Origin of the sequence: Paraburkholderia sp. BCC1884, assembly GCF_900996225.1 — a bacterium.
Lineage (GTDB): Bacteria > Pseudomonadota > Gammaproteobacteria > Burkholderiales > Burkholderiaceae > Paraburkholderia.
In genome coordinates this window covers 81,762-105,647 of the sequence record NZ_CAAJGL010000123.1, presented here as the reverse complement: position 1 = coordinate 105,647, position 23,886 = coordinate 81,762, and the positions used below count along the sequence as shown (strand labels likewise).

Genomic DNA, 23,886 nt, shown 5'->3' with positions numbered 1-23,886 from the left:
TTTTATTTGCGCGCGCCGGGCACGGCAAAGCGCAATTCCTTTCTGTCGCTAACAACAAAAGTAATTGGAGACCTCGCAGTGCGAAAGACCCTTGCAACCTCATCGAACTCATTTGCCGCGCGGGCGGCCCTTACATTCGCGGCGTTCGCCGCAGCGGCATCGGTATCGGCGCCCGTCCACGCGCAAGGCAGCGTAACGCTATACGGGATCATCGACGAGGGCATCAACTATACGAGCAACGTGCAGACCAGCCCAGGCCATGGCCACAACCTGTATAGCCTGTCGAGCGGTATTCTCAGCGGCAGCCGCTGGGGGCTGCGAGGCGTTGAGGACCTGGGTGGCGGTCTGAAGACGCTGTTCGTGCTGGAGAGCGGCTTCGACGTGAACAACGGCAAAATGGGACAGGGCTCGCTGCTGTTCGGCCGCCAGGCTTACGTGGGATTGTCGGGCGCGTCCGGCACGGTGACCCTGGGCCGTCAGTACGATCCGGTGGTCGACTACATCCATCCGCTAATGCCGAGCGCGATGTTCTCGGGCAGCATCGGCGCGCATCCGGGCGATCTGGACAACCTCAACAACACCAATCGTGTCAACAACGCGGTCAAATACCGTACGGCCAACTACGCAGGCTTCACGGCCGAAGCCATGTATAGCTTCGGCGGTGTGCCGGGCAGCATGGCGGGCAACCAGATTTACTCGATCGGCGCCGGTTATGCGCGTGGCCCGCTCACGGTTGGTGTCGGCTACCTGAACGCGCGCAATCCGAACGCCTCGTTCTTTGGCACGGCGGTTAGCGCGACGGCGGCCACGAATAATTTCGGCAGCTCGCCGGTCATTAGCGGGTACGCATCGGCGCAAAGCGAAGAGATCATCAGTGCGGGTGCCACGTACGGCATCGGTGCGGCAACGATCGGCGCGATCTATTCGAACACGAAGTACAAGCACCTGAGCGGTGTCGCGTCGGTGCTCAATCCGGCCGGACTGGGCGGCGCCGCGGCATTCAATAGCGCGGAACTCAGCGCGCAGTATCAATTGACGCCGGCGTTATCGGTGGGGGTGGCCTACAACTACACCGACGGGGGCGCCGCGAACGATGCGAAGTACCAGCAGGGCGCGTTGAGCGCCGACTACATTCTGTCGAAGCGCACCGACTTCTATCTGATCGGCGTCTTGCAGCACGCGAGCGGCATCGATTCGACGGGCCATGCGGCGCGCGCGTCGCTCAACGGCCTGACCCCTTCGTCGGGTAATCAACAGGCGACGGTGCGTTTCGCGATTCGCCACAAGTTCTAAGCGCCGGCAGGCCAACCCTTCATCAGAACCAGGAGCAAATCTGTGACTTCAGAGACTCTCGCGAGCCCGCTGTCCGACGAGAACCGCGTCCGTTTGCGCGCAGTCAGCACGGCAACCCTGACCACCGCGCTCTTCAAGCGTGGCTTCCACAACGTCTGCGTGCAAGGCGTGCTGCCCGTCAATCCGACGGCCGCACGCATGGTGGGCGAAGCCTACACGCTGCGCTACATTCCGGCCCGCGAGGATCTCGATCACATCGGCGTTTTCTCGGACCGCGGCCATCCACAGCGGCGCGGCGTGGAGGAGATTCCGGCGGAGCATGTGATGGTGATTGATTCGCGCAAGGACGCGCGCGCGGCGTCCGCGGGCGGCATTCTGATCACGCGAATGATGATGCGCGGGGTCGCCGGCGTCGTCACCGACGGCGGCTTTCGCGACACCCCCGATCTTCAGACGCTGGACTTTCCGTGCTATGCGGCGCGGCCGTCGGCGCCCACGAATCTGATTCATCACCACGCTGTCGATCTGAACGTGCCGATCGCATGCGGCGACGTCGCGGTGTATCCGGGCGACATTGTCGTCGGCGATGGGGAAGGGGTGGTGGTGATTCCGGCGCATCTGGCCAACCAGATCGCCGAGGAAGCCGCCGCGATGACCGTCTTCGAGGACTGGGTGGACGGCCAGGTGCGCGCGGGCCGGTCGACTTTCGGGCTGTATCCGCCCGACGAGGCGACGCGCCTGGCATTCGACGCGTGGAAGGACAGCTTGGCCGGCAAAGGCGCCGGTTCGTAGCAGAGGCAAACAGATAAACCGAGAAAATCGGCGCCGGCGGCGCGCGAATGCACGATTGCGCATTCGCACGTCACGGTGTCCGGCCAGAACGACGAAATCCGTGCGGCCCGCCGCACCAAACCCCACTCATACGTATATCGACGATGGGCCGCGCAACAGCGGCCCGGCATGGAGGCGACAGTGACCGACCGAAGCAGTGAAGACCCACTTTTTACGCGCATAGCGTGGCGCCTTGTGCCGCTGCTGATCGCGATTTTTCTGGTCGCTTATATCGACCGCGCGAATATCGGCTTCGCCAAATTGCAGATGCTGAGCAGCCTGAAGATGAGCGAGGCCTCGTACGGTTTTGCGTCCTCGCTGTTCTTTATCGGTTATCTGGTGTTCGAGGTGCCGAGCAATCTGATGATGCATCGCTTCGGCGCGCGCCGCTGGATCTCGCGGATCATGTTCACATGGGGCGTCGCCACGTTGTTGCTGGCCTGGACGCCGTCCGTGCTGGCATTCCAGATTCTGCGTTTTCTGCTCGGCGCGGCCGAAGCAGGCCTTTATCCCGGCATCATTCTCTACCTCGGCATGTGGTTTCCGGAGCGCCAACGCACCGGCATTGTCGGCCTGCTGACGCTGGGCAGCAGCATGGGCAACATGCTTGGTTCGCTGATCGGCGGCTTCTCGCTCGAACTGCACGGCGCGGCGGGTCTCGCGGGTTGGCAGTGGGTTTTTCTGACCACGGGGGCGCCGGCGGTGCTCCTGACTTTCGTCACGCTGTACTGCCTGCCGGATGGCCCGCGCTCCGCGGCGTTTCTCAGCGAGCGCGAGAAAGAGGTAGTCGAATCCCGGCTGCGCGCCGATCCGCCTGCGGCGCGTCTTGCCGGCGGCACGGGCTGGTCGCTGGCCGCGTTCTGCACGGTGGCATTGTTCAGCGTCGGATACGGAACCATCTCCATTGCGATCTACGGTATCGCCTATTGGCTGCCGACGCTCGTCAGAGGCTTCGGCGTGACGAGCGGCGTCAACGGGCTGCTGAACATGATTCCGTGGTTCATCACGTCGTTGATGTTGCTGTGGCTGCCGCGCCGCCTCAAGACTCCGCGCCGCGTGCTGCTTGCGGTCTTCTGCGCGGCGGTGCTGGGTATGGCGTTCTTTATCGCGAGCGTGGGGCCGTTCAGCAATGCGCTGCGGTTCGCGGCGCTGTCGCTCGGCGCACCGTGTCTCTACCTGATGATCCCGTGTTTCTGGGCGCTGCCGCCGCGGCTCCTGCCGGCGTCGTTCATGAAGGGTGCCGGCGGCGCGGCGGCGCTTGCGGTGATCGCCGCGGGCTCCAGCGTGGGCGGTTTTCTTGCCCAGAACATCATGCCCTGGGTCGGCAAGGCGACGGGCAGCACGGCGGCGCCGATGCTGGTGCCGGCCGTCAGCCTGCTGTTGCTCGGCACGGGCGCGCTGGCGGTCTGGTTCCGGCTTGGCCTCGCGGGCCGCGACGACCCTACGGCGGCGTCGGCCACGCATTAATCGCATGCATTAGCGGTAGGCATTAAAGGCATGCATTTAAGCCACGCATTAACGGTGCGCATTTGAGGCACGGCGCCAGCCGGACAACCCGGCGCGCCAGCCTCTCTTTTCCGATTCAATCTTATCGCTTGGCAGGTCAGTCATGGCAGACACTATGCCCCGCATCGGGGCCGCAATCGCACAGCAGCAAATCGAGGTCATCCTGCAGGCCTGGGGCATGTCGCCCGACCAGGTCACGGCGTCCGCCGAGATCCTGATCGACTCCGACCTGAAAGGCATCGACTCGCACGGCATCTCGATGCTGATGTTCTACGATCAACTCTACCGCGCGGGTCAGATCGATATGAAGGCGAGCGCACGGATCGTGCGCGAGACGGCGACTACCGCGCTGATCGACGGCAATGCGGCGATGGGCCATCCCACCTCGCGCATGGCAATGGAACTCGCCATTGAAAAGGCGCTCGCGTGCGACATGGGCGCAGTGTCGGTGTTCAATTCGCAGCACTTCGGCGCGGCCGGTTATTACGCCGAGATGGCAGCGAAGCGCGGCCTGATCGCCATGGTGTCGTGTTCGACGCGTCTGGCGACGGTGGTGCCCACATTCGGCGCCGAGCCCATGCTCGGCACCAATCCGTTTGCCTTCGCGACGCCTGCCGGACGGCATCCACCCGTGATTCTCGACATGTCGACCAGCGTGGTCGCGTCCAACAAGGTCAAGGTCTACGCGTTGCAGGGCAAGCCATTGCCAGCCGGCTGGGCGCTCGACGCGTCCGGCAACACGTTGACCGATTCCGCCGAAGCTTACCGTCTGCTATTCGAACGCCTGGGCGGAGGCCTCGCGCCGCTCGGCGGCGACGGCACGACGCTTGGCGGACACAAGGGCTATGGCCTCGGTCTGTTCGCGCAGATTCTCGGCAGTACGCTGGGCGGCGGTTCGTTCTCGCCGGTGCGCAACCGCACGCAAAAGAGCGACGAACCCGACAACATCGGCCATTTTTTTCTCGCGATGAATCCGGCGGCATTCCGTCCCATCGACGAATACCACGCGGACCTCGACGCGGTCATCGACGCGTTGCGCGGCAGCCAGCCGGCTCACCCGGCGCAGCCCGTGCTGATCCCGGGTGATCCCGAGCGCCTGACGCGCATGGAGCGCAGCGAGCAGGGCATCCCGATGCCCGATTCGTTGCGCGAAAAAATCCGCGACGTCGCTCAGGCGGCGGGTGCGCCGTTCCTGCTGACGATTTAGCGCCGGCTTCGGCGCCCCATCCCAAAGAAGAAACCATGACAGCTAAACTTCTCGGTCACAACTACATCGGCGGGCAGCGCAGCGCGCGTGGCGACGTTGCCTTGCATAGCCTCTCGGCCTCGACCGGCGAGACATATCCGGTGCCTTTCGCCCAGGCCACGAACGATGAAATCGACGCCGCGGTAAACGCCGCCGCCGCCGCCTTTCCGCGCTATCGGGCGTTGCCGGCGAGCGCACGCGCCGAATTTCTGGACGCGATCGCAGCGGAAATCGATGCGCTCGGCGACGATTTCGTTGCCGAGGTGATGCGCGAAACGGCGCTGCCGAACGGCCGCGTCGTCGGCGAGCGCGCGCGCACCAGCAACCAGATGCGCCTGTTCGCCCAGGTCTTGCGCCGCGGCGACTTCTACGGCGCACGCATCGATCGGGCCTTGCCTGGGCGGCAGCCGATTCCGCGTCCCGACCTGCGCCAATACCGTATCGGCGTCGGGCCAGTGGCCGTGTTCGGCGCGAGTAATTTTCCGTTGGCGTTCTCGGTGGCAGGCGGCGATACCGCATCCGCGCTGGCGGCCGGCTGTCCGGTGGTCGTGAAGGCGCACTCTGGCCATCTCGTGACATCCGGGTACGTGGCCGACGCGATCGAACGGGCGATTCGGCGCACCGGCATGCCGGCGGGAACCTTCAATTTGATCTACGGCGAGCGCGTCGGCGCACGCCTCGTGCAGGCGCCCGGCATTCAGGCGGTCGGCTTCACCGGTTCGCTGCGCGGCGGGCGTGCGCTCTGCGATCTCGCGGCGGCTCGCGAGCAGCCGATTCCGGTGTTCGCGGAGATGTCGAGCGTGAATCCGGTGTTTGTACTGGACGGCGCGCTGGAGCAGCGGGGCGCGGCGCTCGCCAATGAGTTGGCGGCATCGGTGGCTACCGGTTGCGGGCAGCTCTGCACCAGTCCGGGTCTCGTGCTCGGCGTGCGCTCGGCGCCCTTCAGCGCGTTCATCGACCAGCTCGGCCGCGCGATCGAGCGGCAGGTGCCGCAGACCATGCTGAACCCCGGCATCTTCGCCGGTTTCAACGTGGCGCTGGCGCGCGCTTACGGCCGTCCCGGCATCCGCCTGCATTCGTCTGCTCAAGGCGACGCGCGGCAGGCGGCGCCGCAGTTGCTCATCGCCGAAGCGAGCCTGCTGTTCGATCCCGGCCGACCGCTCGAAGAAGAGATCTTCGGACCGGCGACGGTGGTCGTCGAGCTCGATAGCGCGGACCAGCTATTGCGCTTTGCCGCGACCATGCAGGGTCAACTGACGGCCACGCTGCTGGCGTCGTCCGGCGATCTGCAATCACATCGCAAGCTGATCGAACGGCTCGAGGAAAAGGCCGGGCGGCTGCTGGTGAACGGCTATCCGACCGGCGTGGAGGTGTCGGACGCGATGGTTCACGGCGGTCCCTGGCCCGCGACCTCGGATGCGCGCGGCACCTCGGTCGGCACACTCGCGATCGACCGTTTCCTCCGGCCAGTCTGTTACCAGAACTATCCCGACGACCAGTTGCCCGATGCGCTGAAGAATGCCAATCCACTCAAGCTGACACGGCTCGTCGACGGCGAAATGACGAAGCGTGCGCTCGACAGCTCGAGCGCCAGCTGAGGATAGACACGATGCCGAAGCTGTCAATACGTGCGCGGCTTGGCGCCACGATACTTTTGTTCTCCGTGCTGCTGATGACGATCGGCGCGCTCGGCGTGACGGGCATGGCGAATAGCAACGATGCCAACCGCGAGACGTACGCGAACCGGCTCGCCAGCACGCGGCTCATCGGCGACGCCGAACTTGCGATCAGCCGCGAACGTACGACCGTCGACAGGATCGCCTTCGATCCGGCAGCGCCAACCGTCGACAAGGACGTGGCAACCTATCGCATGCTCAAAGGGCAAGGCTTGGCGGCATGGGCCCAGTACCTGGCTTTGCCTGCCACCGCGAGCGAAGTTCGTCTTGCCGCTGCGGTCAATGCGAAGCGCGGCAGGGTGCAGAGTAACCTCGATGCTTTCGCCGATTCGATCGAGAGCATGGACGGTGCCGCCGTCAAGGTCGCGTTAAAGGCGATCGCCGTAGCCAACACCGACTACGTCACTGCAAGCGCGGACCTCAAGCAGTTTCAGCGCGACGAGGCGAAGGGACGATACGCCGACGCAGAAGCCAGCTTCCGGCGGTTTCGCGCGATAACGTTCGCCACGGTTGTGCTCGGCTTGCTTGCCGGCGCGTTGACCTTCGTGTCGCTGCGCCGGGCGATAGGCACCCCGCTCGACGCAGCACTCGGCCATTTCGAGCGGATTGCGGCAGGCGACCTGTCGCACCCGATCGACGTGTGGTCCCATGACGAAATGGGCGCGCTGCTGAGCGGCCTTGCGCAAATGCGCGACGGTCTCGCGAACACGGTAACCACAGTGCGCCGGGCGAGTGACACGATTGCAACGACCGCGCAACAGATCGCCGCCGGTAACCTCGATTTGTCTTCGCGAACGGAACAGCAGGCGGCGTCATTGCAGGAAACCGCGGCAAGCATGGAAGAGCTGACGAGTACGGTCAAGCACAACGCCGATAATGCGCGCCAGGCGCTGACGCTCGCGGCGGGCGCCACTGAAACAGCTCACCTGGGCAGCAGCGCTGTCGACGGCGTGGTGAGAACCATGGCCGAGATCGATCAGAGTTCCGTACGCATCGGCAATATCATTGCGATCATCGAAGGCATTGCGTTTCAGACCAATATCCTTGCGCTCAATGCTGCCGTCGAGGCCGCTCGCGCTGGTGAGCAGGGACGCGGATTCGCAGTGGTGGCCGCCGAAGTCCGCACGCTGGCGCAGCGCGCGTCGGCGGCAGCCAAAGAGATCAAGCAGTTAATCGAGACGTCGAGCAAAAAAGTTCAGGCAGGCGGCACACTGGTCGATGAGGCGGGCGGCCGCATGCAGGCGATCCTCGTCGACGTGAAGCGCGTAGCCGACATCATGGGAGAGATATCAGCGGCCTCGTCGGAGCAAAGCTCGGGCATTGAACAGGTCGCTCGCGCCGTCGCGGAGATGGACCTGGTGACCCAGCAGAATGCCGCGCTGGTCGAGCAGGCGACCGCGGCTACGCAGTCGCTCGAGCAGCAGGCCAGGCAGTTGAAGGAGACAGTGGCGGTGTTCCGGTTCTAGCTGCTGGTGTTCGCAAATTTCGCCGACGCGTTGATCCGGCTTCCGGAATTTATCTCTTGCAGCATCCTGGTCTGCATTTCGCCGGTTTTGATCCGGCAGAAACAAGACATAGGGCTCGATACTGGCTCGGCGGTTGGCTCCTCATTCTTCAGCATGCCTCCATTAATGGGCGTTGCGCTTCGTATTCCGCAATCGTATAGATACAGCGTAATTCTTCATTATTAACGCATCACAGTCGGCGCTAGGATGCTGACTCCCGGCGTCGCGAACGCATGCATCCGACCGGCGCAGCGTGCCTGACACCGGATTGCCGCATCGCCCATTCATCGATGCTCTGCCTGCGTCGTCGACGACGGGGCGACCGTGATAGCAGGAGACCGAACATGAAAATGACCTTTCGCTGGTATGGCGATGCAGACCCCGTGCCGCTTGCCTATATCCGCCAGATTCCCGGCATGGTGGGTGTCGTCTCGGCGATCTATGACGTGCCGGTAGGCGAGATCTGGCCGATCGACACAATCAGATCGCTGAAAGAGAAGATCGAGGCTCACGGCCTGACGCTGGACGTGATCGAAAGTGTGCCGGTGCACGAGGACATCAAGCTAGGCAAACCGACGCGCGACAGGCTGATCGCCAACTATGGCGAAACGCTCCGCAACCTCGGTGCCTGCGGCGTGAAGGTGGTGTGCTACAACTTCATGCCGGTGTTCGACTGGACCCGCACGTCGCTGGAAATGCGGTTGCCCGATGGTTCAACCACGTTGGCGTTTGACACGCAGGCGATCCGCGAACTCGATGTCAGCGAGGGCATCCAGTTGCCCGGCTGGGACGCGAGCTATCGGCCCGAGCAGTTGAAGGCGCTGCTGCGCGATTACGAGGCGCTCGACGAGTCCGGTCTCTGGGCAAATCTCGCCTACTTTCTGCGGGCGATCATTCCGGTGGCCAAAGAGGCCGGCATCAGGATGGCGATCCACCCAGACGATCCGCCGCGGCCGATTTTCGGGTTGCCGCGCATCGTGAAGAATCGCGACGATCTGCAGCGTGTGCTGTCGATCGTCGACGATCCCGCTAACGGCTTGACGCTTTGTTCCGGTTCGCTGGGCGCCGATCAGCAGAACGATATTCCGGCTCTGGTGCGTGAGTTCGGCGCGCGTGGCCGGATTCATTTCGCGCACCTGCGTAATGTGCAGACCAACGCCGCCGGCGACTTTCACGAGACCTCGCATCGCTCGGCGGACGGCTCGCTCGACATGGCGGAAATCGTCAAAGCCTATTTCGAAACCGGCTTTGAAGGCTATGCAAGGCCGGACCACGGGCGAATGATCTGGGGTGAAACTGGCCGCGCAGGCTACGGACTGTTCGACCGCGCGCTGGGCGCGGTTTATCTGAACGGCATCTGGGAAGGCCTCGCCAAACACCCGGCGCATGATGCGGCTGAATAACGACAGCATGGCTTCGCTCGCGGCGCGCGCCGCTGGCGAAATCTCCGTTCCCGCTTACCGTCGCGCGAGCCTTGAGGCGGGCATCGTGCATCTGGGTCTCGGCGCATTCCATCGCGCACACCAGGCGGTGTACACCGAGCATGTGTTGCGCGCCGGCGATCACCGCTGGGGCATCGTCGGCGTTTCGCTCCGGCGCGCGGACACGTCGCAGGCGCTCGCGCCGCAGGACAATCTGTACACCGTCGATGTGCGTGACGGCGCTACCGACTCGTTCCAGGTGATCGGTGCACTGATCACGTCGCTGGTCGCGCCGCAGTCGCCCGCTGCCGTGCTCGAGGCGATGACCGATCCGCATTGCCATATCGTCAGCCTGACAATCACCGAGAAAGGCTATTGCCGCAATCCGGCGAGCGGCACGCTGCAGTTCGATCATCCCGACATTGCTCATGATCTGGTCGATGCAGCCGCGCCGCGAAGCGCGATCGGTTTTGTCGTGCGAGCGTTGGCGCAACGCCGTGCGGGCGGTCTTCGACCGTTTACCGTGCTCTCGTGCGACAACCTGCCGTCCAATGGCGACACGATGCGCTCGCTGACGCTGGCGTTCGCGCGTGAGGTGGATGTTGCGCTGGCCGGCTGGATCGAGCGGGAGGGCGCGTTTCCCAACACGATGGTGGATCGGATCGTGCCGTTTACCACCGACGCCGATCGCCTGCGCGTAGCGGCTCAGCTCGGCGCCGACGACGCGTGGCCGGTGATGACCGAACCGTTTTCGCAATGGGTGATCGAGGATCGATTCGCGGGGCCGCGTCCGGCGTGGGAGCGGGCAGGCGCGACGCTTGTCGACGACGCGCGTCCCTATGAGCAGGCGAAATTGCGGATGCTGAACGGCGCCCATTCGGCGCTTGCGTATCTCGGCTCGCTGATCGGCTACGACACCGTCGATCAGGCGATCGCGGCGCCGGCCATGTTGAACTTTGTCGAAAGCATGTTGCGGGACGAGGTCGAGCCGAGCTTGTCGCGCCCCGCCCTGGCTAGCTATCGCGCTGAACTGTTCACGCGGTTTCGTAACGCCGCGCTCGATCACCGCCTGCATCAGATTGCGACCGACGGCTCGCAGAAACTGCCGCAGCGCTGGCTGGAAAGCGTGCGCGCGAATCTGAAAAGTGGCGCGCCGACCGAACGTCTTGCGTTTGCGCTGGCGGGCTGGATCGTCTACCTCGGCGGTCGGGACGAGACAGGACGCGCCTATAAGATCGCCGATCCGCTCGCCGATACGTTGCACGAGGCGGCGTGCGCGACTTCACATGCGGATGCCAGCGCTGCGGTGCAAGCGGTATTCGCGATCGAATCGATCTTTGGACAGGATCTACGGGCGCAGCCGCCCTTCACCGCACAAGTCGTGCGCCACCTGGACGCGATCCGCGCGCAGGGCGTCGTCAAGGCCATGGACGCTTGTACCGATTGACGACCGTGCTCGCCAGGCGCGGCGAGGCGGGGTTGCGCACAGTCGTCACGATAAATAACCGGAGCATCACATGAGCGACCTGCTCGTCAAACCGTCGAAGCATGCCGAAGACGGCCAGATTATCCACATCACGCCGGCAAGCGCCGGCTGGCGATACGTCGGTTTCGATGTCTTCGACCTGAAGGCTGGCGCCACGCTTACGCGCGAGACGGGCGATCGTGAGGTCGTGGTCGTGCTCGTCAAGGGGCACGCAACGGCCGGCTGTGAGGGGCTCGCGAGCCGCGTGATCGGTGCGCGGATGTCGCCGTTCGAAGGCGCGCCGTGGTCCATGTACGTGCCGCCGCATACGCGCTACACGATCGTGGCCGAGGATGAGCTCGAACTGGGGATCTGCTCCGCGCCCGCGAAGGGTGGCCTCGCGCCGCGCTTTATCGCACCCGGCGAGGTCAGGCAGGAAACCCGCGGCCGCGGTGCCAATCTGCGTCATGTGCGCCATATCCTGCCGGAAACGGAACCGGCCGAGAGCTTGCTGGTGGTGGAATCGGTGACGCCAGCAGGCAACTGGTCCAGCTATCCGCCGCATCGGCACGATACGGACGACGGCGAGCAGCAGACCTATCTGGAGGAAACCTATTACCACCGCGTTTCGCCTCCGCAGGGCTTTGCGATTCAGCGGGTCTATACCGACGACCGCAGCCTTGACGAGACGTTCGTGCCTTACGACAAGCATGTCGTGCTGGTGCCGCGCGGCTATCATCCGGTGGCCGCCGCGCATGGCTACGACCTCTACTACCTGAACGTGATGGCCGGTCCGCGTCGTACCTGGCACGTGCATAACGAGCCGGCTCATGAATGGCTGCTGGAAGCCGACGCGAGCGTCCCGGCGAACGGCGCACGCTGATCCAGTTGTTGCGGCTCAGTCGGGGTCCGTGTCGGGGCCTTTGGCATCGAACCCGGCGGACTCGCGCAGCGCCTGCAACATCGCCCGGGCGCCCGGCGAGAGCCGTTCGCCGCGCCGCGTGATGATACCCGCCGGCCCGAGCTTCAGATCGAACTCGAACGGCAGCGGTTCAAGCGCGCCGGCAATGCAGTAAGGCCGCACCGGCTCGCGCGCAAGCGGCGCGATCATATCGCTCATTTGCAGCAGACTGGTGATGACGGGCAACGATGAACTCTCGACCACGTCCGTCGGCAACGCGAGCTTCCGTTCGAGAAACAGCTGGGTGAACTGATTGCGCATCACGTTGCCTTTCGGCGGCAAGATCCAGGTTTGCGGCGCGAGTTCGTCCCAGCCAAGCGCCTTGCGCCTGGCGAGCGGATGGCCAACGCGCGCGAACAGCGCGTGCTGTGCTTCGGCAAGCGGAACGTAGTGCAGTTCCGCGAGATCGTCCGGATTGCGGATTCGCGCGACGATCATATCCAGCCGCCCTTCCAGCAGGCGCTGCACCAGCACCTCGCTGAACTCCATTTCGATGTTGACGCGAATCCGTGGAAAGCGCTTCTTGAGGAGCGCCACCGCCTGGGGCACGAGGCTGGTGGCCGCGGTGACCTCCGTGCCAATCATCGCCTGGCCGGTCAGGCCGGCCTTGAGCGCCGACACTTCGTCGTACGCGTGCTGCAACTCCGCCAGCACGCTGCGTGCGTGGCGGATCAGCACCTCGCCGTACCAGGTGGGCTCGACGCCGCGCGGATGGCGTTCGAACAGGTCCACACCCATGGTTTCTTCGAGTTCGCGCAGCAACTTGGTCGCCCCCGGCTGGGTCATGTGCGCGGCATTCGCCGCGTGCAGTACCGAGCGATGGATGTCGAGCTGAACGATCAGCGCCAATTGGCGCGTCTTCAGGCGCGTGGGATCGAAGTGGCTGGCGACGCCGGCACCGGAATCAGGCTGGAAAGCTGCGGTCATGATGTCTGCTCAAGGTATTCCATATCGATATAGTTATTGAGTTATTTTTCATTATAAAAGCATATCGATAGATTCTACTATGCAGAAGACGTCCAGCGTTCCAACTCGGGCGGATTCGCTTGATTGGCATCGAGACCGGGTGCATCCGGCACCTGCATATGCAGTCGTACAGGAGACAAAGAAGCAATGAACACTCGCACCAAAGACATTCCGCCGGAAGGCATCAGCACTGACGAATTCCTCGGTCGCGTGGCCAAGGTCCGTGGTGCACTCGACAAGGCGGGCCTGGTCGGTCTGCTCGCATTCGGTGACTGCTGGCGTGGCGCGAACATCGGCTATTTCACCGAATTCCGTCCGCTCGACGGCGTATCCGACATCGCCAACGCGATCCTGCTGCTGCCCGTCGATGGCGACCCGACGCTGTTCGTGTCGGATCAATGCTTCGACTACGCGACCAGCGTGACCGGGTTCGAGGTGCGCAGCCTGCGCGAAGTCACGCAGCAGGTGCAGGCATTTTCGTCACGGCATCGCAGCGGCGCGGTCGGTCTTGCCGGCGCCGCCTATATCCCCGCGGACCTGCTGAAACGCCTGTACGCCGGTCTGGGCGAACTGAGGCTCGAACCGACGATGGTGCTGGCCGAGATCAAGGCGATCAAGAGCGATGCCGAAGTGGCGCTGATGCGCAAAGCCGCCGCGCTGACCGATTCGGCGATGGCCGCGATCCGCGACGCGCTCGCCGACGGTCGTCCCTATACCGAGCGCGAGCTCGCTTTGATCGCTGACCGCGCGATGCTCGCGGGAGGAGCGGACCGGACCGCGTTCGATTCGATGGTGCAATCCGGGCCGCGCTCGGCGTATAACCTGGCGCGTCCCACCGATCGCATCCTGCAACCAGGCGACCTCATCATGACCGACATCGGTGCGCGTTATCGTGGGTACGTAGCCGATGGCGGACGCGGGTTCACGTACGGTCCGGCGAGTCCCGAGAAGATGGCGATCGTTGCGGCAGCGGCGCGCGCGGTCGAAGCGGGGCTTGCGGCCGCGCGTCCCGGCATGGCGGCCACGGAACTGAATGCGGTGATCCAGCAGGCGCTGGTGAAATCGAACTATGAGCAATACTCGAGCGAAGCGCGCGGCCATGGCACCGGGCACGGCACCGGCATGGACCCGGAGGAAGAAGCGCCGTGGATCGGGCCGGGCAATAAGACCGTGCTGCAGGAAAACATGGTCTTTACCCTGAAGGCGACGATCACGGTGCCGAACGTCGGCGGTTTGCGCACAGAACGTATCGTGCGGTTGACCGCGGGCGGCGTCGAAACGCTTGACCAGTTCCCGATGGAACTGCACTGGTGAGTGCAGCGAATTTATCGCAACGGGCCGGCGGACCCGCGCCGCCGACACGCAGCAGTTCAAAAACATAGATTCCCAGAGAGGGAGGAGACATGAATACATCGTCCGTTTCATCCGGCAATGCGCCGGTTATCAGCCGGTCGGCCGTCAACCGTGTGCTGGTCGCTTCGGTGGTCGGGACCGCCATTGAGTGGTACGACTTTTTTCTCTATGCCACTGCTTCGGCGCTGGTCTTCGCCAAACTGTTCTTTCCCTCGTTCGATCCGATGGTCGGCACCATCGCAGCGTTCGGGAGTTTTGCGGTCGGCTATCTCGCACGGCCCTTCGGCGCGGTGTTTTTCGGGCACTTTGGCGATCGGATCGGACGTAAGGCGACGCTCGTCGCGACGCTGACGATCATGGGTGTCGGCACCTTCGTGATCGGCCTGCTGCCGACGTACGCCTCGATCGGCGTCTGGGCGCCGATCCTGCTGGTTGCGATGCGCTTCTTGCAAGGGCTCGGCGTCGGCGGGGAATGGGGCGGCGCGGTGTTGATGGTGGTCGAAACGGCGCCAGCCAGCAAGCGTGGCTTCTTCGGCGCATTCCCGCAATTGGGCGTGCCGCTGGGGCTGATGCTCTCGACCGCGGTCTTCAAAGCCGTCTCGAGTATGCCGTCGGACGCGTTCTATTCATGGGGATGGCGCCTGCCGTTCCTGCTGAGCGTCGCGCTGATTGCGATCGGTCTGTTCATCCGCCTGCGCGTCATGGAGTCGCCGGTCTTCGAACAGATCAAGGCGAGCAAGCAGGTCGTGAAGGCGCCGTTGATCGAGTTACTGCGCCGGCATCCGAAAGACCTCGTGCTGACGATCGGCACGCGCTTCGCGGTCGACATCACCTTCAACGTGATCAACGTGTTCGTGCTGGTATACGGAACGACGCGGCTCGGCTTGTCGCGTGGACTGTTGCTGAACGCCATCATTGTGGGTTGTGCGTTTGCGCTCATCACCCTGCCGCTGTTCGGCAAACTGTCGGACGTGATCGGACGCCGGACCGTCTTCATGCTCGGCGCGGTGTTCGTGGGGATCTATGGCTTTGGGTTCTTTCCGTTGCTCGAGACACGCAATCCGACCTTGATTTTCGTGGCGTACGTCTGCGGTATCGCGTTGAGTCAGGCGTCTGTGTACGGCGTGCAATCAACGTGGTTTGCGGAACTGTTCGGTACGCGGGTGCGCTATACGGGTGCTTCGCTGCCGTATCAGATCGCCGGCATCATTACGTCAGGACCGACGCCGTTGATCGCCACCTATCTGTTCGCCACCTATGGCCAGACGCTGCCCATCTCGATCTATATCGGCGCGACTGCATTGCTGAGCCTCGTGTGCGCGTTTTTCCTCGCGGAGACTTTCAGGCGGGATCTGTCCGCAGACCCGGAAGATGAGGCGGCCGCGGCGCTGAGCGCACGCGCGTCTGCACATTCGCCACATCCTCTGCCGCGCTGAGCGCAAATCGATGGTCGCGGTGAAAAAAATGGATCGGAGGTGAGCGAAGCGTGTTCAACCCACACGCTTCGTGCCGCGAGCACCGCACTCCAGATTGCAAACCGGGTTGGGTCTTTGATGCGCAGGCGGCCGATGGCAAACTGGTTCTTGCGGAAGGAGATTGCCGCCTGTCAGGCTGCAGAGGCAGACCGTATGGCGAAGGCGATCGCATCGGCACACCGGTGCAATTGATCTGCGAGCCGGCTGGTAGCTGGCAACAAGAGATGGAATTCCATCCACCGCTTTTGCCTTTCCTTTGAGACACCGGATGATCGACCGATTCAGGCGCGAGGCGCGGAGTTGCCAGGTACGAAGGAAATTGCGGCGGCAGGCCACGAGCCTGACTGAGTTACACCGCAATGTGTGTCGCTTTCCACTCCGTCAGGTTAGTGGTCCAAGCCATACATAACTTAGGGCAATGGAGTTCTCGCTCGGCATACTATAAATCCGATCACCCACCGGATCTGGATGACCCTGTATCGCGGAGAATTTGGCAAACTCAGTCATGTTATCCGTCGGGGCTTGAGACTGGACGAGCAACAACGCCTGTCGAGCGAAATAGCGCAATGCCTGTTCTTTCGCCAAAGCAATACGACGATGAAATTGGGCTTCAAGTGAGTCTTCGGCGTCGCACACCACAATCGACGCCAGGCCTGAGGTTGTCCGCGCCAGAACCCAGACTTCCCGTATGCCACAAAGATTCTCGCGCTCTGAGGGCACGCGGATCAAACCGGACGCCTCAGCGAAACGCGGTTGCATGGCAAGGATTTCTCTCGCCCTGTCAGGAATATCCTCACCATTGAGCCAATTGAACAGTCGAGATGGAAGCCGATTTGATCGATGCAGTGTCCACCCGGTTTCCCCTAGCAAACACTGCGCGTCGGTCGTACTATCCTCCGCCCCTACCGTCAGAAAGTGCTGCCATGTCATTGGTAACTCCGGCTCGTCGTCAAACATCGCCGAACTTGAAGGTCCCGCATTCCAGTCCGCGCGATGTGTCATTTTTTTATGGTGCGGCCGGGACCTAACGATTGATCAGTCGCGAGGGAAAGCAGAACACTGTCAAGCTTCCGACTAGCATGCTTGCGGCGAGTATATAAAGTCCGATGCTTGTCGTGCCGGTGTTCTGCTTGATCCACCCAAGCATGTACGGGCTAACGAAGCCGGCAAGGTTCCCAACCGAATTAACGAGCGCGATCCCTGCAGCAGCTGCCACGCCGCTTAGAAGAGCGGGAGGCAGAATCCAGAACTGCGACACAACAGAAAGGACGCCCATTGTGCCAATCGTCAGTCCGACTACAGCCATCACGGTGCTGTGTGGATACATGGCGGCGAGCGCAAGTCCTATTGCGGCAACAGCGCCAGGCAAGGCGAGATGCCACCGGCGCTCACGGGTCCGGTCCGAGTGCCGCCCGACGAGAAACATGGCGATCACGGTTGCGGTATATGGGATAGCCGTCAGCAAGCCGACCTGCAGCGGATCTGAAACGCCGGTGTCCTTGATGATGGTCGGCATCCAGAACAGAACGCCATACTCGCCCATCAGGATAAAGGCATACATCACACACAGGATCCACGTGCGCGGGTCGGCGAATGCGCCACGCAGCGAATGTACCTGCGTGTCCGGGGTCTCACCTTCGAGCTTGGCTTCGAGCAATCTTTTTTCGGATTCAGTCAGCCATTTCGCGGAGCGGACATCGTTTCCCAGGATAAAAAATACGGCGATGCCGAGCAGCACTGACGGGATCGCTTCGAGCAGGAACATCATCTGCCATCCGGACCATCCACCGACATTGGCAGACGCGTGCATGATCCACCCGGATAAGGGGCCCCCTAGCATACCGGCAAGCGGAATGCCTCCCAAAAAAAGGGCGATGATGCTTCCACGGCGTGACGACGGATACCAATAGGTGAGATATAACAAAATACCCGGGAGAAACCCAGCTTCCGCTACGCCTAGAAGAAACCGCATCACATAAAAGGTGGTCGGCGTTTTGACAAACACCATTGCCGCGGAAATGAGGCCCCACGTGATCATGATCCGCGCGATCCAGATTCTCGCGCCGACCTTGTGCATGACGATGTTGCTTGGAACTTCAAAAATGACGTAACCAATAAAGAATATGCCTGCCCCCAGACCGTAGACCGTCTCACTAAACTTCAATTGATCGAGCATCTGCAGCTTAGCGAAACCAACGTTCACCCGATCGAGGTATCCAGCCGTATAGCACAGCAGTAGAAAAGGGATTAATCGCCACGATACCTTCGAATAGACGCTGCGCTCGTCTAGCGGCGCTTCCGCGTAAGGCATCGCTGCCGGAGGGTTGATTGACATGTCTCGCTCCATAATGGGTTTGGCGGCTCTCTCGCTGCACTTATGTCTGCGTCACCTGAACGTAAGCAATTCCGATCCGGTGCGCAAGCCAAGTATGCAAGAACACGAGGGGTGGCCCATTCTCAACTTGGCAACGCCGTCATCGCGATTGGACAACCTGGGGAGCGCGCCGCTGTTTTAGACTTGCTTCGTAGGCTGGTCTGATTAACAAGGAGACGAGATGGAACTGACCAAACAACAGATTGCGGATTACCACCGTGACGGATTTATCGTTATTCCTAATTGCTACAGCAGTGAGGAAGTGCATGCCATCAGGAGAGACACCGAGCGTCTGAGTGCGATCGAGGCAGATTCGATCTTTCGCGAACGCTCGGGAGCAATACGTTCAATTTTTCGGGTTCACGAGGACGACGGCCTGGTCGCCTCCCCTCAGTATCGGGCATTGACCCGCACACCGCGTCTGTTGCGTCCGGTAATGCAGACGCTTGGCAGCGACGAGGTGTATATCGCGCACACCAAGGTGAACACCAAGTCTGCGCTAGAAGGTACGGGCTGGCTTTGGCATCAAGACTTCGGTTACTGGGTGCACGATGGCTACCCGGAAAACGACATGCTGACGGCTATGGTCATGCTCAGCGACACCCAGGAAATCCACGGCTCGTTATACATGATCCCCGGCAGTCATAAACTGGGGCTTGTGGAGCATTACTACGACGATAGCCAGGCCGCTTATCAACTGCCTCAGCGCGCCGTTCAGCGCGACCGCATCAAGAAAATTCTCGAGACGTCCGGTGCACCAGTGCCGATCGTCGGCAAGGCGGGCACACTGGTGCTATTTCACTGTCTTACTATCCATGGCTCGGGCGTGAATATGTCGGCAGAAAATCGCTGGCAGGCGTACATCACTTATAACCGCGTTGCCAACCGTCCGCTTGACGTCGAAAATCCGCGTGGCGACTTCGTACGCTCGACGAACTGGACGCCACTTTCCATCGAAAACGATGATGGGATACTCGAGGCCGGCCAACGCCGTCAGGAACGCGAAATCTCGGTACAAGGGAAATGACGTGACAGCCCAACATTTTATTGGCAACAAATGGGTGGCCCCTTCGAGCGGCGAGACGATAGCCGTGGTCAATCCATCCACGGGCCTGGAGTTCACCCGCATCGCGCGCGGCAACGCCGCGGATATCGATGCTGCAGTCAAAGCAGCGCGCGAAGCCTTCGACACTACATGGCAGCGTACCGGTCCGGTCGAGCGTGGCCGCATTCTCGCGCGACTAGGCCGGCTCGTCCTCGACAATCACGAGTCGCTTACGCGCATCGAGTCGGAGGACACTGGCAAGCCATTGAAGCAGGCCGCCGCGGACATCACCGTATGCGCCCGCTACATGGAATTCTATGCCGGCGCTTGCGACAAGCTGCATGGACAAACTATTCCTTTTTTGCCTGGGCACACGGTACTTGCTGTTCGCGAGCCGCACGGCGTGACCGGACATATCATTCCATGGAATTACCCGGCCGCCATGTTCGGCCGCAGTGTCGCAGCTTCGCTTGCGGCGGGCAACGCATGTGTGGTTAAGCCAGCCGAAGATGCGTGCCTCTCATATCTCAAGCTGGCCGAACTGGCAGCCGAAGCGGGTTTGCCCGCTGGCGTGCTGAACATCGTAACGGGCTATGGGAGGGAGGCCGGCGTCGCACTTGCTGAACATCCGGGCATCGCGCACATATCCTTTACGGGTTCGCCGGCGACCGGCACAGCCGTCGCTCAGGCAGCGGCCCGGCATCATTGTCCGGTAACCCTCGAACTAGGTGGCAAATCTCCACAGATCGTATTCGATGACGTCGATCTTGACGCTGCGTTGCCGGTCATTCGCAATGCGATCGTGCAAAACAGCGGTCAGACGTGTTCGGCGGGGAGTCGATTATTGGTGCAGTCGTCGCTTTACGAGGAGCTTATCGAACGACTGGCCCGTAGCTTCGAGGCCGTTACAGCAGGCCCTGCGGACGGAGATTACGACTGCGGACCTCTAATCAACGCTACTCAACTGGATCGGGTGAAGACCTTCCTTGCCCGGGCAGATGCCGACAATATCCGCTTTGCGGCTAGCGGAAAACTTGCGCCGAACGCGGCACAAGGCGGTTACTTCCAACCTCCTGTTTTATTGCGTGACGTACCGCATAAGCACACGTTGGCCCAGGATGAAGTTTTTGGTCCCGTACTGGTGGCAATGCCGTTTTCAGATGAAGCCGAGGCCATTCGTCTGGCCAACGATACCGCTTTTGGCTTGGTCGCAGGAATCTGGACGCGTGACGGGGGCCGTCAGATGCGACTGGCTCACGCATTTCACGGAGGCCAGGTTTTTGTCAATTGCTACGGCGCAGGCGGGGGCATAGAGTTGCCGTTTGGCGGCGTCAAGCAAAGTGGCTATGGTCGCGAGAAGGGGATAGAGGGTTTGCTGAGCTTTACCACGTTGAAGACAATTACTCTTAATCACGGTTAAAGCAAAGCGTTGCGCGCGCCGCGCCTGGGCGTCGAATCTGCAAGCTGCGCGCGCAATGCTCGCCCCGCCGGCGAAATATGGATGCTGCATGCGGATTGACCTCGTTACGCTAAAAATATTTCTAACGGTCATTGAGGAACGTAATTTCGCGCGAGCGGCCGAGCGTCATTTCATTGCGACGTCGGCCGTCAGTAAGCGGATTAGCGATCTCGAGGATGTGCTGGGCGTACAGTTGCTCGAACGTCGAAGCATGGGCGTGCGACCCACTCCAGCCGGCCTTGAACTCGTCAATCACGCGAAGGACATGATGCTGGTAATGGCCCGCATGCGCGCGCAGATGAGCGAGTTCGGGGACGGCTCAAAGGGCGAAGTCCGTATTTTCGCCAATAGCACTGCGATCGTCGGTTTCCTCGGTCCAACTATTCGTACGTTTCTCGAATCTTATCCGCAGATCGACGTCCATCTTGAAGAGTGGAGCAGCCCGTTTATTGTCCGCGCGCTGCGGGACGGGATCGCCGATCTGGGTGTGTTCTGGTCGGGAGTGTCGACTGCCGGACTGATTGTGCATTCTTTCAGACGTTCCAATCTCGTTGCCGTGGTTCCGTTACAGCATCCGCTGGCAGACCGCAGTGAAGTCTCGTTCGCCGAGACGCTGGATTACGATTTGATCGCCTTCCACGAGGGCAGCCTGATCTTTCGAATGATGCAGTCGTATGCGGCAGACCTGCAGCGCAAGTTGCGAATCCGTCTTCAGGTTACGAGCTTCGATGCAATGCGCACCATGGTGCGCTCCGGCATCGGTCTCGCTGTCATGACGGACGTCACGGTAGAGACGCCCGACGAGAGCTATGGCTACAAGGTCGTACCCTTTACCGATGAATGGACGAAGCTGGAGAGTCTGATCGGCTATCGTGACTTCGACGCGCTACCGCGCTCAGCACAGAATTTTGTTCGCCATCTGCAATCTCCGCACCCGGGCCTCGCGCCAGAGGCCGGGGACACAACCGAACGTGGGAGATATCCACTTACATGAGCCATATCGTCTTTCTCGACAGCGCGACCTTGCCTGTGCGAGTGCCGCGGCCACGAACGTCCGATCGCTGGACGGAGCGGGCAGCGACCCGCGAGCATGAACTTCTCGATGCGCTTGCAGATGCTGATATCGCAATCACCAACAAGGTGCCATTGTACTCAGACACACTGCGTCAACTTCCGCGCCTCAAATACATCTGCGTCGCGGCAAGCGGCTACGACAGTGTAGACGTAGCTTATTGCCGGGAACATGGCATTCAGGTTTCCAATGTGCCGGCCTATGCCGCGTCGAGTGTCGCCGAGCACGTCGTTGCCTGCATTTTCATGCTGCGAAGGCAAATGCTTTCCTACAGTCAATTGGCGTCGTCTGCCTGGGCCGCGTCGCCCGTATTTTGTGTACACGACGCGCCCATCCGCGAAATCCGCGGTGCGACGCTGGGTTTGATTGGATCGGGTGCAATAGGACGAGAGGTCACGAGGATCGCCATGGCATTGGGCATGAGAGTCTTGTTAAGCGAAAGAAAAGGTAGAACTCAGATTCGGCCCGGCTATACCTCATTTGACAGTGTGCTTGCCACCAGCGATGTGATTTCCCTGCATTGCCCTTTGTCGCCCGAGACGCAGGGTCTGATTGGCGAACGCGAACTTTCAATGATGCGTCCTACTGCACTGCTGATTAACACAGCACGAGGAGCGCTCGTTGACGAACGGGCACTCGAAGCTGCGCTGTTCAGCCAAACCATTGCTGGCGCTGCGCTAGACGTGTTGCGGGTTGAACCGCCGCACGAACAGCACCGTTTCGTCACCGGTCAGCCGGATAATCTCTTACTGACGCCTCATGTTGCCTGGGCAAGCGCTTCGGCCGTCGAGACGCTTGCTCTCGCTGTTTCCGCGAACCTGGCGAGTTTCATGGTGCAACGCACCCAGAACAGGGTTGCGTGAAACGACACGAGGTATCGCGTCGATGCACGCTGTGTTAAATCGGCCGTCGTCTCGCACACGCAAGTCTTCAATTGTGAACGCGGCTTTCAGAAATCGATGATTCACAGGCCGCTTCGACTGCGGGAAACTTTCTCAAGGTGATGGGCGTGACCTAACTGCCCGTTAAACCACCGTCAACCAACTGAGAAAGCGCCGGAAATGAAACTTCCACTCGAAAACATCACGGTGGTGTCGCTTGAGCAAGCGATCGCCGCTCCGCTCGCAAGTCGACATCTTGCTGATTGGGGGGCACGTGTCATCAAAATAGAAAGACCCGGCAGCGGCGATTTTGCTCGAGGGTACGATACGGCGATGCACGGTATGTCGAGTCAATTTGTTTGGGCGAATCGTTCGAAAGAGAGTTTGGCGCTCGACGTGAAATCAGAATTTGGGCAGGAAGTGCTGGACGAATTGTTGCCGCGCGCCGACGTGTTCATTCAGAATCTCGCCCCCGGTGCTGCGAAGCGACTTGGCCTCGATGCAAAATCGCTTGTCGAACGTCATCCCCGACTTATCGCATGCGATATCTCGGGCTACGGATCGACCGGTCCGTATGCGCAGAAGAAAGCCTATGATCTTCTCGTCCAATGCGAGACAGGATTCTTGTCCATTAATGGGACGCCTGGCGAGCAGGCGAAGTGCGGTTTGTCCATTGTTGATATTGCAACTGGAATGTACGCGCTAAATGGAATTCTGCTTGCGCTCTATCGTCGTGAGCGCACAGGCAAAGGCACTGCATTTGAAGTCTCTTTGTTTGACGCAATGGCTGAATGGATGAGCTACCCAGCCTATTACACACGCGACAGTGGCAAACCGGTCGAGCGCTCGGGCGCTCGACACGCGACGATTGCCCCTTACGGTCCATTTACCGCAGGCGATGGCAAGACGGTTTTCTTCGGGATACAAAACGAGCGGGAGTGGCGTAGCTTTTGTGAAAAGGTGTTGCTCGACCCGAAGGTACGCACTGATCCCCGCTTCGCGACGAATCCGGCTCGTGTGGGCAATCGGGAAGCACTTGAAGCGTTAATTAATGACAACTTTTCGAAGTTGACAAGCGGCGATCTGATCGACCTTCTTGAGCGGGCAGCGATCGCTAACGGTCGCATGAACACGGTCGAAGATTTCCTTGCACATCCACAATTGCACGAGCGCGGACGAGTGACGTCGATCGGCAGCCCAGAGGGTCCGCTTGAGGTGTTTCTGCCTCCGATGATCATCGAGGGACTTTCGCCTGCAATGAAAAGCGTACCTGACGTAGGCGAACATACAGAAGAAATTCTTGGAGAGTTGGGGTTGCATCCATCTCGTCTGCGCATCGCTTGATGTATCTCTGAAC

General features: G+C 61.3%; 19 protein-coding genes. 16 read left to right on the top strand and 3 right to left on the bottom strand.

Going from position 1 to position 23,886, the window contains the following annotated elements:
• The first annotated feature begins 78 nt into the window (after positions 1–78).
• The 9 genes from FQ705_RS28065 (at position 79) to iolB (ending at position 11,826) form a co-directional block, all read left to right on the top strand.
• Positions 79–1,293 carry a porin gene (locus tag FQ705_RS28065; protein ID WP_144146923.1) on the top strand — a complete coding sequence of 405 codons (1,215 nt, stop codon included), beginning with the start codon at positions 79–81 and terminating at the stop codon, positions 1,291–1,293.
• A gap of 69 nt (positions 1,294–1,362) precedes the next feature.
• Positions 1,363–2,085, top strand: a complete 723-nt coding sequence (locus FQ705_RS28060; protein ID WP_144147579.1) for a ribonuclease activity regulator RraA — start codon at positions 1,363–1,365, stop codon at positions 2,083–2,085.
• 168 nt (positions 2,086–2,253) lie between these two features.
• Positions 2,254–3,591, top strand: a complete 1,338-nt coding sequence (locus FQ705_RS28055) for an MFS transporter (protein ID WP_144146920.1) — start codon at positions 2,254–2,256, stop codon at positions 3,589–3,591.
• Positions 3,592–3,745: 154 nt separating this feature from the next.
• On the top strand, positions 3,746–4,837 hold the full coding sequence (locus FQ705_RS28050) for an Ldh family oxidoreductase (protein ID WP_260854637.1): 1,092 nt from the start codon (positions 3,746–3,748) through the stop codon (positions 4,835–4,837).
• A gap of 35 nt (positions 4,838–4,872) precedes the next feature.
• Positions 4,873–6,474 (top strand): aldehyde dehydrogenase (NADP(+)), encoded by a 1,602-nt coding sequence (locus FQ705_RS28045; RefSeq protein ID WP_144146914.1) that lies wholly within the window; start codon positions 4,873–4,875, stop codon positions 6,472–6,474.
• 11 nt (positions 6,475–6,485) lie between these two features.
• A complete protein-coding gene (locus FQ705_RS34850; protein WP_144146911.1) occupies positions 6,486–8,018 on the top strand; it encodes a methyl-accepting chemotaxis protein in 1,533 nt (510 codons plus the stop codon).
• A gap of 383 nt (positions 8,019–8,401) precedes the next feature.
• Positions 8,402–9,460 (top strand): mannonate dehydratase, encoded by a 1,059-nt coding sequence (uxuA, locus tag FQ705_RS28035; protein WP_144146908.1) that lies wholly within the window; start codon positions 8,402–8,404, stop codon positions 9,458–9,460.
• Positions 9,447–10,925: a mannitol dehydrogenase family protein gene (locus tag FQ705_RS28030; protein WP_144147576.1), complete on the top strand. Its 1,479-nt coding sequence runs from the start codon at positions 9,447–9,449 to the stop codon at positions 10,923–10,925. The genes uxuA and FQ705_RS28030 overlap by 14 nt, the downstream gene beginning before the upstream one ends.
• 70 nt (positions 10,926–10,995) lie before the next feature.
• Positions 10,996–11,826 (top strand): 5-deoxy-glucuronate isomerase, encoded by an 831-nt coding sequence (gene iolB, locus FQ705_RS28025; RefSeq protein WP_144146905.1) that lies wholly within the window; start codon positions 10,996–10,998, stop codon positions 11,824–11,826.
• Between the two features lie 15 nt (positions 11,827–11,841).
• Here iolB and FQ705_RS28020 read toward each other — a convergent pair whose 3' ends face one another.
• Positions 11,842–12,831 carry a LysR substrate-binding domain-containing protein gene (locus FQ705_RS28020; RefSeq protein ID WP_144146902.1) on the bottom strand — a complete coding sequence of 330 codons (990 nt, stop codon included), beginning with the start codon at positions 12,829–12,831 and terminating at the stop codon, positions 11,842–11,844.
• Between the two features lie 186 nt (positions 12,832–13,017).
• Between FQ705_RS28020 and FQ705_RS28015 the strand changes: the two genes are divergently transcribed.
• Complete coding sequence (locus tag FQ705_RS28015) at positions 13,018–14,184, top strand: M24 family metallopeptidase (protein ID WP_144146899.1); 1,167 nt, start codon at positions 13,018–13,020, stop codon at positions 14,182–14,184.
• A gap of 89 nt (positions 14,185–14,273) precedes the next feature.
• A complete protein-coding gene (locus FQ705_RS28010; protein WP_144146897.1) occupies positions 14,274–15,659 on the top strand; it encodes an MFS transporter in 1,386 nt (461 codons plus the stop codon).
• 420 nt (positions 15,660–16,079) lie between these two features.
• On the opposite strand, the gene FQ705_RS28000 is transcribed toward FQ705_RS28010, so the two are convergent.
• Positions 16,080–16,655 carry a hypothetical protein gene (locus FQ705_RS28000; protein ID WP_186308027.1) on the bottom strand — a complete coding sequence of 192 codons (576 nt, stop codon included), beginning with the start codon at positions 16,653–16,655 and terminating at the stop codon, positions 16,080–16,082.
• 67 nt (positions 16,656–16,722) lie between these two features.
• Positions 16,723–18,033 carry an MFS transporter gene (locus tag FQ705_RS27995; protein ID WP_144146891.1) on the bottom strand — a complete coding sequence of 437 codons (1,311 nt, stop codon included), beginning with the start codon at positions 18,031–18,033 and terminating at the stop codon, positions 16,723–16,725.
• Positions 18,034–18,253: 220 nt separating this feature from the next.
• Between FQ705_RS27995 and FQ705_RS27990 the strand changes: the two genes are divergently transcribed.
• From FQ705_RS27990 to FQ705_RS27970, 5 genes are all read left to right on the top strand, one after another.
• Positions 18,254–19,099, top strand: coding sequence for a phytanoyl-CoA dioxygenase family protein (locus tag FQ705_RS27990; RefSeq protein ID WP_144146888.1), 846 nt, complete (start codon positions 18,254–18,256; stop codon positions 19,097–19,099).
• A gap of 1 nt (position 19,100) precedes the next feature.
• Positions 19,101–20,537 (top strand): aldehyde dehydrogenase family protein, encoded by a 1,437-nt coding sequence (locus FQ705_RS27985; RefSeq protein ID WP_186308025.1) that lies wholly within the window; start codon positions 19,101–19,103, stop codon positions 20,535–20,537.
• A gap of 88 nt (positions 20,538–20,625) precedes the next feature.
• Positions 20,626–21,570: a LysR family transcriptional regulator gene (locus FQ705_RS27980; RefSeq protein ID WP_186308023.1), complete on the top strand. Its 945-nt coding sequence runs from the start codon at positions 20,626–20,628 to the stop codon at positions 21,568–21,570.
• Complete coding sequence (locus FQ705_RS27975) at positions 21,567–22,511, top strand: D-2-hydroxyacid dehydrogenase (protein ID WP_144146882.1); 945 nt, start codon at positions 21,567–21,569, stop codon at positions 22,509–22,511. Before FQ705_RS27980 ends, FQ705_RS27975 begins: the two co-directional genes overlap by 4 nt.
• A 198-nt stretch (positions 22,512–22,709) precedes the next feature.
• Complete coding sequence (locus FQ705_RS27970) at positions 22,710–23,873, top strand: CaiB/BaiF CoA transferase family protein (RefSeq protein WP_144146879.1); 1,164 nt, start codon at positions 22,710–22,712, stop codon at positions 23,871–23,873.
• The last annotated feature ends 13 nt before the right edge of the window (positions 23,874–23,886 follow it).